At 48.7% G+C, this 13,851-nt stretch carries 12 protein-coding genes; 9 read left to right on the top strand and 3 right to left on the bottom strand.

Going from position 1 to position 13,851, the window contains the following annotated elements; translation table 11 throughout:
- Nucleotides 1–75 precede the first annotated feature (75 nt).
- Together ICL55_RS18725 and ICL55_RS18720 are read left to right on the top strand one after the other, a co-directional pair.
- Nucleotides 76–855, top strand: a complete 780-nt coding sequence (locus ICL55_RS18725; protein WP_188100012.1) for an enoyl-CoA hydratase/isomerase family protein — start codon at nt 76–78, stop codon at nt 853–855.
- A 42-nt stretch (nt 856–897) separates the two neighbouring features.
- Nucleotides 898–1,548: a hypothetical protein gene (locus ICL55_RS18720; RefSeq protein ID WP_168871787.1), complete on the top strand. Its 651-nt coding sequence runs from the start codon at nt 898–900 to the stop codon at nt 1,546–1,548.
- Nucleotides 1,549–1,718: 170 nt separating this feature from the next.
- Here ICL55_RS18720 and ICL55_RS18715 read toward each other — a convergent pair whose 3' ends face one another.
- Nucleotides 1,719–2,114: a hypothetical protein gene (locus ICL55_RS18715; RefSeq protein WP_188100010.1), complete on the bottom strand. Its 396-nt coding sequence runs from the start codon at nt 2,112–2,114 to the stop codon at nt 1,719–1,721.
- 149 nt (nt 2,115–2,263) lie between these two features.
- On the opposite strand from ICL55_RS18715, the gene ICL55_RS18710 reads away from it, so the two are divergent.
- From ICL55_RS18710 to ICL55_RS18700, 3 genes are all read left to right on the top strand, one after another.
- On the top strand, nt 2,264–3,685 hold the full coding sequence (locus tag ICL55_RS18710; protein ID WP_188100008.1) for a tetratricopeptide repeat protein: 1,422 nt from the start codon (nt 2,264–2,266) through the stop codon (nt 3,683–3,685).
- Nucleotides 3,686–3,867: 182 nt separating this feature from the next.
- On the top strand, nt 3,868–4,632 hold the full coding sequence (locus ICL55_RS18705; protein ID WP_188100006.1) for a phosphosulfolactate synthase: 765 nt from the start codon (nt 3,868–3,870) through the stop codon (nt 4,630–4,632).
- Between the two features lie 94 nt (nt 4,633–4,726).
- A complete protein-coding gene (locus ICL55_RS18700) occupies nt 4,727–5,458 on the top strand; it encodes a shikimate dehydrogenase family protein (RefSeq protein WP_188100004.1) in 732 nt (243 codons plus the stop codon).
- Between the two features lie 189 nt (nt 5,459–5,647).
- Here ICL55_RS18700 and ICL55_RS18695 read toward each other — a convergent pair whose 3' ends face one another.
- A complete protein-coding gene (locus ICL55_RS18695) occupies nt 5,648–6,445 on the bottom strand; it encodes a class I SAM-dependent methyltransferase (protein WP_188100002.1) in 798 nt (265 codons plus the stop codon).
- Nucleotides 6,446–6,575: 130 nt separating this feature from the next.
- Here ICL55_RS18695 and truB point away from each other — a divergent pair, with 130 nt between their 5' ends.
- The gene (gene truB / locus ICL55_RS18690) at nt 6,576–7,271 is read left to right on the top strand and encodes a tRNA pseudouridine(55) synthase TruB (RefSeq protein WP_188100000.1); all 696 of its coding nucleotides are present in this window, start codon (nt 6,576–6,578) and stop codon (nt 7,269–7,271) included.
- On the opposite strand, the gene tamL is transcribed toward truB, so the two are convergent.
- The gene (gene tamL / locus ICL55_RS18685; protein ID WP_188099998.1) at nt 7,252–9,657 is read right to left on the bottom strand and encodes a translocation and assembly module lipoprotein TamL; all 2,406 of its coding nucleotides are present in this window, start codon (nt 9,655–9,657) and stop codon (nt 7,252–7,254) included. The two genes, truB and tamL, sit on opposite strands and share 20 nt — an antisense overlap.
- Nucleotides 9,658–9,788: 131 nt before the next feature.
- On the opposite strand from tamL, the gene ICL55_RS18680 reads away from it, so the two are divergent.
- From ICL55_RS18680 to ICL55_RS18670, 3 genes are read left to right on the top strand one after another with little or no spacing between them, the layout of a single operon-like run.
- Complete coding sequence (locus tag ICL55_RS18680) at nt 9,789–10,529, top strand: TrmH family RNA methyltransferase (RefSeq protein WP_188099995.1); 741 nt, start codon at nt 9,789–9,791, stop codon at nt 10,527–10,529.
- Nucleotides 10,530–10,538: 9 nt separating this feature from the next.
- A complete protein-coding gene (locus tag ICL55_RS18675) occupies nt 10,539–11,564 on the top strand; it encodes a hypothetical protein (RefSeq protein ID WP_188099992.1) in 1,026 nt (341 codons plus the stop codon).
- Nucleotides 11,530–13,851 carry a hypothetical protein gene (locus ICL55_RS18670; protein WP_188099990.1) on the top strand — a complete coding sequence of 774 codons (2,322 nt, stop codon included), beginning with the start codon at nt 11,530–11,532 and terminating at the stop codon, nt 13,849–13,851. The genes ICL55_RS18675 and ICL55_RS18670 overlap by 35 nt, the downstream gene beginning before the upstream one ends.

Genomic DNA, 13,851 nt, shown 5'->3' with positions numbered 1-13,851 from the left:
TTATATTGCTCATGAAAGTACGGATGGTTACCCGGCAACCGTGGTGGCCATCCGTACTGCGTAATTCTTTACCATATGGAATTCAACTTGTTGCAATATGAGGTGGCGTCCCGTGTCGCCACGATCACGCTGAACCGGCCCGACAAACGCAATGCGCTGAATGGCCAGCTGGTAGCGGAGCTTCGGCAGGCATTTGCCCGGGCTGCCGCAGATGAAGGGGTGAAAGTGATTGTACTGAAAGGTAACGGAGAGGCTTTCTGTGCCGGGGCAGACCTGGAATACCTGCAGCAGTTGCAGCAAAACACCTATGATGAAAACCTCGCGGACTCGCGGGAGTTGATGCAGTTGTTTCAGGAGATTTATTTGCTCGATAAGGTAGTAATAGCCCAGGTGGAGGGCCATGCCGTAGCCGGAGGCTGTGGACTGGTGACCGTTTGCGACCTGAGTTATGCCGTGCCCGAAGCCATGATGGGATATACCGAAGTGAAAATCGGGTTTATACCAGCGCTGGTAGCTGTTTTCCTGGTCAGGAAAATAGGAGAGGGCAGGGCGCGGGAATTACTATTGACCGGCAGGTTGGTGGCCGCCGAAAAAGCCGCCCGCGATGGTCTGATCACCGCGGTAGTACCTGCCGGGGAAATGAAGGAATATGTAGCCAAAGTGGCTGCCGGCTTATGTAACGATGCATCCGGCAACTCCCTGAAAGTGACCAAAAAATTGATTGGCACAGTGTTGGACTTACCTATAAAAGACGGACTGGAGCATGCAGCTGAACTGAATGCTGCCACCCGTGGACATGAAGACTGTAAACGCGGGATAGCTGCGTTTTTGCATAAAGAAAAGCTGGTATGGTAACCTGTACCGGCTGTCACCACCACTAACCAACACACCACGACTATGTCATACCGGTTGTTTTTAACATATTTCCTGCTGTGGATAACCAGCCCTATACTGGCACAACGCGTTATTTCCGACGCTAAGATCGTTTACAAGATAGACCTGCCGCCTGAGCGTGCCCAGATGGACGCTATGCAGGAGGGAAGCACGCTTACCCAGTATATGCGGGGCCAGCTGAGCAGGATAGATATGGACTTCAATATTGTCAAATACACCTACCTGATCAACAGTAAGGATGAAACGCTGACCACGCTGATCGACCAGCATGGTAACAAGTACCTTATCCGCGCTAACAAGGGCCAGTATGAAAAGGAGTTGAAGCAGTATGAGAACGTACAGTTTAAAGACCAGGCCGAAACCCGGCAGATCGCTGGTTACACCTGTAAAAAGACCATTGGCACGATGCCGGACGGCACTACCTTCGAAGTGTACTATACGCCCGATCTGGTGCCCGAAAATAAGCATTATAACCGCCGGTTTGTTAACCTGAAAGGGATACCTCTGGAATTCGAGATCGTGACCAAAACGGGCTCCAAAATGCGTGTAATAGCCACCAAGGTAGAGTTATATCCTATTCCTGCTTCTTACTTTGATGTGCCGAAGACGGGTTATAAGATCGTGAGCCCGGAAGAGCTGAAAACGATGCAGTAAAGTAAGCGCCGGGGCGCCGGCCGGGAAGCCGGTCTATATTCCGGTGAGCGGCAGCCGGTGCCGATACATGCCCTGGCATCTCCCGACAGATATTTAAAAAGAAAAAGGCCTATCAAGAAGTTGTTAAACTTGTTGATAGGCCCATATTTGTACTTGAAGAAACGTTAAGGTCAGCCTTTCTTAAGCGGCAGGATAATCTGCAGTTTTTGAAAGTTCATGTTGCCCGGAGGCTGTATGGGTTGTACAGTGTAAGGCACAACATAAGTCGTATTGCCCTTGGTATAGGACATTACAGACTGGAAATTGATCACATTGGTATTGGTGAACTTAAAATTTGAATTGTAGCTGCCTGTGAATCTGTAACCGGCGTCAAGCGCGAGGTTGGTTTTGGGCATGGCGGTATTCAACACGAAATGGACGTTATCGGTCTTTTTCGCCTTGTCTTTTTCATTATCGGTGGGCAAAAGGGTGTTATTTGCCAGTGCGCTAATGGCGAACAGTGCCATAGCTCCCGCCAAAAGGCAGGACAATGAAAAAGTCCTGGATATGTGAATTTTCGTTTTCATTGTAACACAAATATACAAACTTTTCGATCTATTATATAACAAATCCTTAACGCAAATTACAATAAATTCTTAATAAAATGTTAAAAAATTTATAAACGGTTTTAAATACTGCGAATTGGTGGATACATAAAAGTCTTATATTTACATTAATGAGTAAAGATTTTTCTTTTTTAAACGAGGATTTTGATGATCTGAGAGACTTGTTGCAGCAGTTTGAAAATCTGAGGGCGGGTAAATCTCACTCTTTTCTGGACGAGGACTCATTTGAGCAGATCATAGACTATTATGACGAGCAGGATGAAATGCCGATTGCATTGCAGGCCGCCGAAATAGCCATAGAGCAGTTTCCTTATTCTTCCGCACTTCTTCTGAAAAAAGCCAACTTACTGATAGAAACCAAAAAGTACAAAGAAGCCCTTCATTTACTGGACAAAGCCGCTTTGCTGGACCGCAACGATATCAATTTGTATATCCTGCAGACCGACGTATATCTGGCGCTGAACCAGCATCAGAAGGCTGCGGACGTACTGAATGAACAGATTGACCAGTTTGAGGGAGAAGACAAGACGGAATTGTTGCTGGAGCTGGCTGACGTATATGATGACTGGGAAGAGTTTGAGAAAGTGTTCGATTGCCTGAAAATGGCACTGGAACATGATCCCAATAACGAGGAAGCGTTGCACAAGATCTGCTTCTGGACCGAGTTTACCGGCAGAAACGAAGAAAGTATCCGGTTACATACCTGGATCATAGATGAGCATCCGTTTAATCACCTGGCGTGGTTTAACCTGGGTACTGCCTATCAGGGGCTGAAACTGTACGAGAAAGCGATAGATGCTTATCAGTATGCAGTAGCCATTGACGAGAAGTTTGACTACGCCTATCGTAACATGGGCGATGCCTATATCCGTTTACGTAAGTATGCCGATGCCATTGAAGTGTTGCAGAAGCATCTGGAGATAGCCAAACCGGAAGATGTGATCTATGAGGCTATCGGACATTGTTATGAGCGGCAGCGCAAGTATACGCAGGCCCGTTATTACTACCGGAAAGCTTCCCATCTGAGCCCCAACGACGACAAGCTGTTTTACAAGATTGCCGTGGCCTATATGATGGAGGAAAACTGGGACAATGCCGCCAAATCACTGCTTAACGCATTGAAAATAAACAAACAGAGCGCAGAATACAATATGAGCCTCGGCGAATGTTACCTGCAGCTGGGCAAGGAGAAAGACGCACTGCTTTATTTCGTGAATGCGGTGCGTATCCGTCCAAAGAGCGTGCAGCCGTGGCAGGAGCTTGTAAAAGGCTTGTATGTATTTGGTTTTCTGGAAGAAGCGCTCGATCAGCTGGCCGCCGCTGAAGAAAAAGCCGGCCGTAAACCGGTATTCCAATACTACCGGGCCGCTATCCTGATAGCGCAGGGTAAGACCAAAGAAGGACTGCTGCACCTGGAAACCGCGCTGCAGCAGGCTCCCAAGGCCCTCAAGAAGCTGGTGGAGCTGGACCCCGCCATTTTACAACATGTGAGTGTGGTAGACCTGATCGGTCAATACCGCAAGAAACGTTAACCAATGTTATTTACTTTTAAAATAAAGTATAGTCTTCTTATTTTTGCGCCGGCTTTTTAAATTGTCATGGACATAAGCCATTGTATTTCCGGTTACTAAAATTGCAGCTACACTATCCCAACTTGCCCGGGTGAAAAATAGTATGTGTTTTACTGACCAATAAGAAGATAAAAATATTTCAAATGAATTTTAATCTGACACAAATCCCGGAAAGGACGAAGAAACCCCGCACCCATGGGCTTACCATGGTGATGGACAAGGGGCTTAGTTTGGAAGAAGCAAGAAATTTTTTATCGGCGTCGGGACCTCACGTGGATATCCTGAAACTCGGCTTTGGTACTGCGTTTGTCACGCCCAACCTGCGCGCAAAAATTGAGCTTTACCAGTCGGCCAACATTCCGGTATATTTTGGCGGTACTTTATTTGAAGCGTTTCTCATCCGTAACCAGTTTGATGAATATGTGAAGCTGGTGCAAGATTACGGTATCAGTTACATGGAGGTGTCTGATGGTTCTATCATCATCCCGCATGCGGAAAAATGCGGCTATATCGAAAAACTGTCCAAAATCGGCCTCGTATTGAGTGAAGTAGGCTCCAAAGACGCGGAACATATTATTCCTCCCTATAAATGGATCGAATTAATGAGAGCGGAACTGTCTGCCGGCGCTACCTATGTGATCGCAGAAGCCCGCGAAAGCGGTAACGTAGGGATCTACCGCGGTACCGGTGAAGTACGTGAAGGCCTGGTACAGGAAATCCTGACCCAGATCCCGGCGGAAAAAATCATCTGGGAAGCACCACAGAAAGCGCAACAGCTCTACTTCCTGGAACTGGTAGGCTGCAACGCCAACCTCGGCAACCTCGCCCCTAATGAAGTGATCTCCCTCGAAGCGATGCGCGTTGGCCTGAGAGGCGATACCTTCCACCTGTTTCTCGACAAAGAATAATTCCGTAAAGGAATGATATATGAGAGACCTGATTATTTATGATGCAACAAAACATTCTAAATAATCAGGTCTCTTCTTTTTTAAAAAACAACACATGAAAACATACGGCCTTATTGGGTATCCGCTCAGCCACTCTTTCTCCAAAGGTTTTTTTACCAAAAAATTTGAAGAAGAACATATTGCCGGGCATCAGTATGAAACCTTCCCGATACCTGCTATCACTGAGTTCCCGGCATTGCTGGCACAGCATCCGGACCTGTGCGGCCTGAATGTCACCATTCCCTACAAAGAACAGGTGATCCCTTACCTCGATGAGCTCAGCGATGCTGCCTCCCAAATTGGTGCGGTCAACTGTATCCGGTTTAAAGACGGTAAAAAGAAAGGCTTTAATACCGATGTGATCGGGTTTCGCGATTCCCTGCAGCCTTTGCTGCAACCGCATCACCACAAAGCGCTTGTACTGGGTACCGGCGGTGCGGCCAAAGCAGTGATGTATGCTTTGCAGGAAATAAACATCGACTATCTGGTGGCCAGCCGTACGCCCGCTAACGGGACGGTGGCCTATCATTCGCTGGACCAGGCCACCATGGAGACTTACACGTTGATCATCAATACCACGCCGCTGGGAATGTATCCTAACGTCGACGCCTGTCCGGATATTCCTTACGAATACATCACCTCCCGTCATCTGTTGTATGATCTGGTGTATAATCCGGCGGAAACGCTCTTTCTGCAGAAAGGCGCTGCACAGGGCGCGGTTATCAAAAACGGCCATGAGATGCTGATCCTGCAGGCGGAGGCTTCGTGGGATATCTGGAATGCATAGCCCTCGCCGGGTTCACGCAAAGGCGCAAAGCAGCAAAGACGCAAAGGCAATAAATAAGAAAACAAAGAAAGCAAAGGAGCGAAGATTTAATGTTGATCTTCGCTCCTTTGCTTTCTTATTTAAAACTTAAAAAATCTTTGCGTCTTTGCTGCTTTGCGCCTTTGCGTGAGCCCAGCGAGCTCGCGAGCATTATACCGGTTTGATCATATAATACATACACGTCGTCACAAAATCGCGCACATAGGGGATGGCCGACACCGGCTTCCACTGCTCACGGGCGCTGACATTGAACTTGTATTTGTAAATGGGATTGATCAGGTAAAAGCGGCGCTGTGTAATTTTATAGCCCTGACGTTTTACGATTCGCTCGAACCGTTCGATGGAGATGCCGGTGGACTTCACATCCATCAGCTCCTGAACGATATCGTTTTCTTCCCCGAACATCCGGAGCACGCCACGGTAAACTGGTTTAGGCAGCAGGTGGATATAAGGCACCATGCTCAGGAATTTATTATGACAGATCTGCTGGTGTCCGCCATGAGGCATATACCAGGGCGGAAACCCAAAGTATACCTGTCCGCGTGGCGTGAGCAGCTGTTTGAGGTGGCCTACGATCTTCTCCTGGTCGGGTATATGTTCGATGGCGTCTTTGAGGATGATCACATCGAAAGAGTTGCGGAATTCTCCCAGAAAATCAACATCATAAATATTTTTGGCAATCAGCTTCAGTTGTCCGGTCGTTTCATATTTCCCCAGAAAACTTCTGGCCAGTTCTATCCTGGCCGGCGCCAGGTCTACTCCCACACAGTGGCAGCCTTTTTCCAGCAAAGGTGTGAGCACACCGCCCTCACCACAGCCCACTTCCATGACACGCAGGCCTTCCAGCTGCGGAAATTCCTGCTGGATAAATGGCACCACGTAATCGCGGGAGTTGTCTACCTGTTGCTGATAACGGAGCGTAGCATTCTTATGGTGTTCTAATGACATGTTAGCAAAATTGCGTGAATTTATGCAAAAGCTTCAAGCTTTTAATAGTTATTGGTTATAATATTTTACTATATAACCGGTAGTTAGTCAGGATATGGTGCGCTAAACGTGATTTAGCTATCTTTGCGGGATGCAAACAACCGATAAGACGAAATACCAGGAAGGAGCTGTAATACTGGTTAATAAACCGCTGACATGGACTTCCTTTGATGTAGTACGCAAAATAAGAAATTTAACCAAAGCCAAAATAGGGCATGCCGGCACCTTAGACCCGCTGGCTACCGGATTGCTGATCTGCTGCACCGGTAAAATGACCAAAAAGATCAACGAATACCAGGCTCAGGAGAAAGAGTACACCGGTACCTTTACCCTCGGTGCTACCACTCCTACTTTCGACAAGGAATCTGAACCGGAGAATTTCAAAGAGATTACCGGTATAGATGAGGCTGCCCTGAAAGCCGCTACCGAAGGCTTTTTAGGGGAGATTATGCAGCTGCCGCCGATCCACTCCGCCATTAAACAAAACGGTAAACCCATTTATCTGCTGGCCAGAAAAGGGGTGGACGTGAAAGTGGAGCCCCGTAAGATCACAATCTCCGAATTTGAGATCACTAAAATAGAATTGCCTGTTGTGCACTTCCGCGTGGTATGCAGCACGGGCACGTATATACGTTCCCTGGCCAACGATTATGGCGCTGCATTAGGCTGCGGAGCCTATCTGAGCAGCTTATGCCGTACCCGCATCGGTGCTTTCAGGCTGGAAGAAGCGATCGACATGGACGCATTCATATCTGCTAACAGCGCGCCTAAAACGGATAACCAATAGCGATATTCCAGATAATATTGTTCCTGCGCCATCTGCTGTTTCCCAGGTCCCACTCGCTGATGTACCAACCGTTTTTGCTGTCGGTGTAATAAGGTACTTTCAGCGGGATACCCCAGTCGAGGCGGATCAGGAAGAAGGAGAAATCCAGTCTCAGGCCGGCGCCGGTACCGATGGCCAGATCGTGATAGAGCTGATCGAAGCGGAATTCGGAGCCGGGCCTGGTAAGATCTTTCTTGATCATCCAGATATTGCCCATATCGAGGAAGGTGGCGCCTTTAAGGTTGATGGTGCCGCCAAACATTCGTAACAGATCGAAACGGTATTCCACGTTGCCTTCCAGTTTCATATCGCCGGTTTGGTCCGGGAATATCTGCGCACTGGAAGAGGTGTCTTTGTAAGAGCCGGGGCCCAGTGTACGTAAACGGAAAGCGCGGATGCTATTGGGCCCGCCGGAGGTAAACTGCCTTACGTAAGGCAACACGCTGGAAGAGCTGTAAGGGATACCCACACCTGCATATAACCTTGTTGCCAACCCGCTATGAACGCCCAGCCGCCAATAGTGACGGTAATCGGCCTCCATCTTCACAAAATTGGAAATATTTACTTTGGTGAGAGATTCAATATTTGATCTTTTGCCGGTCGCCATATCCACCAGACTGTTGATACCATTCAGCCACAATCCTGATTCTTCGATATTAGCCCTGAAGTAGCTGTAGTGCCGTTGGTGCAGCAGGTCATTGTTGCTGTAAATGAACGAAACACTTTCCCCACCGATCAGTGCCGGCTCAAAGCTGCGTTTCAGGTATGGGTTGGGGTCTACAGTTGAAGCTTTAAAGTTAGGATCAAGGTTTACCCCCACATAGTTGAGGGTGAATGGTTTTACTATCCAGCGTTTGTACAGGCTTTCATTCCAGTCGTAGCCATAGGAGAGGTTGATACTGGTGATGTCGAATTTCTCGATACGTGATAGAAAGTTGGCGCCGAAAGTAAGCCTGGTTTTTACATTGGACCGGGCGGCCTGCCGGATATTGAACGGAAGTGCAAACCGGGGCCAGGTAAAGCTCATCTCTCCGCCAAACTCTCTCGATTGCAACACCCATCCTTCGGCTGGTTTATTCACCAGTTCGATGCCGGTATTGAGGCTCATACTTAGCTGGGTAGCGCTTTTAGCGAGGTTGATGTGTCTGTAGTTGAGGCTGACACCGGAGCCTAACGTATAGTCGGAACTGTTACTCAACTCGAAGTTGACGCCCAGTTCCTGTTTACGGCGGGGCGTCAGGAACAGATAGGCGTCCAGTCCGTGTGCGGTATCCTTGTTTTCCTTGTATTGCAGGGTAACGAACTGCCAGACGCCCAGGTCGTACAGTTTGTTAACCGTATTGTTGTACTGCTGCAGGGAGTAAGTTTCTCCGGGTCTCAGCAGGATGGATTTGGAGAGTGTTTTAGGTTTCAGGATATCCTGATGTGAACGGATGGTAATGTATTTGCGGTTGTCTTCCTTCAGGGTGGAGTCGTTGGGATTGCCATTGAGCGGGAAGTCGGGGTACGCGTATATTTTGCTGATATGGTACCGTTGCCAGGTAGCGTTGGCCGAGTCTTCCGGGTTTTTGATCCTTACTTCCACGTCCATCGTGGGTTTTTCGCGGCCTTTGTTTTCCGTGAAGATGTTCACAAATCCTTCAAAGGGGTTGAGGGAGTTGCGGAACAGGGCTTTATTGAGGGTATCGACTTCAAATTCGATAGCATCGCGGCCAAATTTGTAGTAGCCGGCGTCGCGGATAATGCGGGTGAGCCTTTCCCTTTCGGACGATAAGGTAGCGGATTTGTAGGCGATACCTTTTTTCAGGAGCGAGAGGTTTTGATTGGCCTGCACTACAGCCAGAATATTGGAGTCGGGCACTTCGTAAGTGATTTTATCGAGTACGAAGTTGCGGCCGGTGTTTACATTATAGTTGACGCTGGTTTTATGCCGTTTTTCGCTGGGTTCAGCTGTCACGGTGGCATAGAAGAAGCCCTGGTTATGCAGGTAGCTGGTCATGCGGGAGATAGACTCCTTTGTTTTGGCGGAATCGTAGACCACCGGCGCTTCCATGTTTCTTTTGGAGAGCACCATGTTCCAGAACCAGCTGGATTTTTTCTCGTTATACTTCTGATTGTAGAGCCATACCTTAATACGGGTGGCCAGCAGTTTTTTGTTGGGCTGCTGGGTCATCAGGGACTTGGAAGACAGGGAGCTGCGGATATCCTGTTTTTCTGAATTGAGGATATCGCCTTTTACATTTACAGTGCTGCTGACATACAAGGTCTGGTCCTGTTGCAGGTATTTGGTATTGGAACATGCGCCCAAAGCCAGTATTCCAACCAGTAGCAGCAAATATCTCAGCAAAGAAGTCCTTGAATTGGGTGGCGGCTGCATCACGGGCGAAAACGTTATAATATTTTAAATGGTAATACTGAACCCTACCTCCGGCAGCCTGTTTCTTGGCTGATTAAAAGAAATCGTGTAGGTTTGGCCTCATGTTGTCAAAGGCGCAAATTAAATATATTCAATCATTACAGCACAAAAAAAACCGTCAAAAATCCAGCCAGTATATTGCGGAGGGAGATAAGATCGTACAGGAGCTACTACAGGCGGGCATGCCAGTGAAAGCCGTTTATGCCACCAGCGCATGGTTGCTTCAGCATAGCCAGCTACTGGACCGTTTGCCGGCAGATGCTGTAAAGGAAGTGGATAATGCAGTTCTGAAACAACTATCGGCGCTTACCACGCCGAACAACGCCATGGCCCTGCTGGATATGCCACCGGCAGATAGCGGGCTTCCGCCTGAAGGTACGGTGGTACTGGCCCTGGAAGCGATCCAGGACCCCGGTAACATGGGTACGCTGATTCGTATAGCCGACTGGTTTGGTATCCGGCAGCTCATCGTGTCTCCGGATTGCGTGGACGTGTATAATCCTAAAACCATACAAGCCACTATGGGCAGTATTGCCCGGGTACAGGTGAAAGAAATGGATATCCGGAAGCTGCTGGAGGAAAGTAAACTGCCTTCCTATGCCGCCACCCTGCATGGGGAAGACATTACCCGCTTCTCCACCCTCCGTGAAGGAATTATCCTGATCGGTAATGAGGGCCGGGGGCTGACAGAAGAAACCATCGCCCAGGCCACCCATCGCATCACCATCCCGCGCCTGGGAGGCGCCGAATCCCTGAATGCCGCCGTAGCCGCCGGTATTATCTGTGGCAGATTATTGATTTAATTGACCGTAATGCCCCGATATCTGTTTTTGTGTTTGTTGATACTGTGTTTCGCCTGCCAACGTCCCGCGCCGCGACAGATCACTCCTGCTTTTTATTATTGGAAACAGACATGGACAGGTAATGCCAACGAGATGCAATACCTGCGTAGGTTGCCGGCTAAGCGGCTGTACGTGAAAATGTTTGATACAGATGTTGATCCCGGGACCGGCAAACCCATACCGGTAGCGATGCTGCGCGAGCAGACGCCGCTGCCCGACAGCATTGATATTATCCCGGTAGTGTTTATTGTGAACGAAGTATGGAGCAAGCCGGATACCGCTCTCGCCACCAATATCAACCGGCTGCTGGAGCAGTTGTGCCAGCAGATTCCTGCCGGCCGTATTCCGGAAATACAGATCGATTGCGACTGGACACGCACTTCCCGGGACATCTATTTTGCTTTTTTGCAACAGCTGCGCGAGCAGTCTTTTTTCCGTCATCGTCAGCTGTCAGCCACTATCCGCATGCATCAGGTGAAATTCCTGATCAACAGCGGCGTGCCGCCGGTAGACAAAGGGTTGCTGATGTGTTACAATATGGGTGATTTGCGAAAGCCGGGAGATCATAACTCCATTCTGGATGAAAACACCATGAAATCTTATATCGGCAACGACAGGGTATCCGCTTATCCGGTACCTTTGGACATTGCTTTACCATTGTTCGACTGGTCTGTATTGTTCAGAGATGGCCGTTATGCCGGCATCCTCCGTAATATCAGAGAGGCGGACCTGCAAGACACGGCACTGTTTGCATCGTCCGGGAAATACGTTTACACTGTTTTAAAAGACAGCGTGGTAAATGGTTACCTGTTAAAAGCAGGTAATGTGGTGCGCCGTGAAACCAGCGAGCCTGCTATGCTGGAAACAGTGTCCCGTATGGTGGCCCGGCAACGACAGGACTATGACCCTGTCGTTATTTTTTATCATTTGGATTCAGTAACCCTTCATAATTATCCGTTGGATGAACTACAAAAAATTTATCGTTTTTTCCATTAGCTTTTGTGCCGTGATGTTTGGCAATGTGATCTACACCCTGTCCTGTGGGCCGGATGCGGATCCCTATGATTATTACATCTCCTTTTTTAATCCTTATCAGTCTGGGAAAGGGTATGAGCCGTTTTATTATACCGGCATGAGTACTTTTTATGATGAAGCCACCACACCTTCGGAAACAGAAGTGAATGTGAGCGACTGGCAGCGGTTTACCGGCGATAAGGCGACAGCCGCTGATATCCGGCAGTATATCTACACGTATACCAAAGACGAGATGTCTGCAGTGGCTACCCGCAGCACCGCTTCCCTGCCCGACAGCGCACGTAGCAATACTTTTGCCCGGTTTCTGCAGGAAGACCGTAATCAGGAGGCTGCCCGTTATCTGTTGTTTGCCAAAACCTGTGAGCCGTCTGTAAGCCAGATCGATCCATGGACCCCACCTACCCGCAACATGCCTACTATGGAGGCGTTAGGGAAAGAGGCGGCTGAGCTGTATGAGAAGACCGGCAATAAAGACCTCCGCGAACGTTATGCCCTGCAGCAGGTAAGACTGCTGCACTATAGTGGCCGGTATGAAGATGCTGTCACTACCTTCGATAAACTGTTTAAGAAGGGAGGTTCTTCACTGATGTATTACAAAGCGCTGGCGCTGAAAGCAGGTGCAGTACAGCATATGGGCGATTCCATACAAGGGGCTTATCTGTTTTCCCGTGTTTTTGACAAAGCACCGGCCCTGCGTGTCAGCTGTTATACCAGTATGAGATGGGGCAACGCACCGGAAGAAGCGGTGTACCATCTTTGTAAAGACAATCGCGAAAAGGCCATGGTAGCGGCTATTTATGGCATGAGGAAGGATGAGATCACGTTGGAGCCTCTGAAGAAAGTGTATGCGTTCGATCCTGCCTCTCCGGCGCTGACGGTATTAATGGGCCGTGAGATCAGCAAGCTGGAATCCCGGTTCCTTGACAGGGTGGTTTCCACGTCTACCGATTCTGTATCCATGGCCGGTATGGTGAATCTGTCCCCTGAACTGAATACTATCGTCAATACGCAGATACGCCCGTTGGTCGGCTGGATGAACAGTGTGATCGACAAAGGGAAAGTGAAAGACCTGGCCTTCTGGCAGGTGAATTCCGCTTACCTGTCTTACATGTGCCGCGATTATGATGTGGCGAGGGCGCAGCTGGACAAAGTAAACAGCAAAGAACCTGAGATCCGCAATCAGTGGGAAGTGGTGAATTTGTTGATCAACATCAACCAGCATAAAACCATCGACAAAGAACTGGAAGATAAATTACTGGGTACCTTTAAATGGCTGGACGGCCAGCTGGCAGCAGCCCCGCGACAGGGAGAATGGTGGGAGACCGGCCGTGACAGGTTTTTCAGCAAAACGTACCGTAACCTGCTGGGAGCCATACTGGCGCCCAAATACCATCTGCAAAAGGACTTTGCAAAAGAAGCGTTGGTCCGTGGCCGTTGTGACAGCCTGAATGTATATGATTATTTCCTCTCCGGCCAGTCAGCGACAGACCAGATATGTGACGAGATGAACAGTGCACAGCTGCTGCAATTGCACAACTTCATGAAATCTACCGGTAAAACTCCTTACGAGAATTACCTGGCCAGCTTCTTCCCCAGGGCGGTTGATTTAAATGCTGCCATCGGCGAAAGTTACCTGCGTGTGCATGATTTCAAAACTGCACAGCAGTGGTTTAGGAAAGCCAACAAGATGAGTGCTTCTTTCCTGGTATTCAAAGAGCTGTTTCAGGATTTCGGTCCGGACGACGGCCCGGAGAAAGCCTTTCCTAAAGCGATCACGCAGCTGCAGTTCTGCGATAAGATGTTGGCCTTACAGGAAAAAATGAAAATATCGCCGGTAGACGCGAAAGTTTACTATGAATATGCGACAGGGCTGTTCAATATTACTTACTATGGCAGATCGTGGAACCTGGTCAACCGCTACCGGCCGTCTACGTTGTGGTACACCACTGCCTGTGAAAAAGATCCCTTTTCGCGGCAGTATTTTGGCGCCTATGGTGCGGAAGGTTATTATCTGAAAGCGGCGCAGGCAGCTACAGATCCTGAATTCAGGGCAAAATGTTTCTTTATGGCCGCACGTTGTTATCAGAAACACGTGACACCGATGGAAGACAGTGATAAATACTATGCGGCGTTGGTCCGTAACCGTTATTTCCCGGTATTGAGGAGCAACTATTCACAGACACGCCTGTACCAGGAAGTGTATGGTCAATGCAGTTACCTGCGTGACTTCGTGAAAAGCGGAAGATAA

The organism is Chitinophaga varians, assembly GCF_014529945.1.
GTDB classification, from domain to species: domain Bacteria; phylum Bacteroidota; class Bacteroidia; order Chitinophagales; family Chitinophagaceae; genus Chitinophaga; species Chitinophaga varians.
Note: the sequence above shows the minus strand (reverse complement) of the source record. Positions and strands in the feature narration are given on the sequence as shown.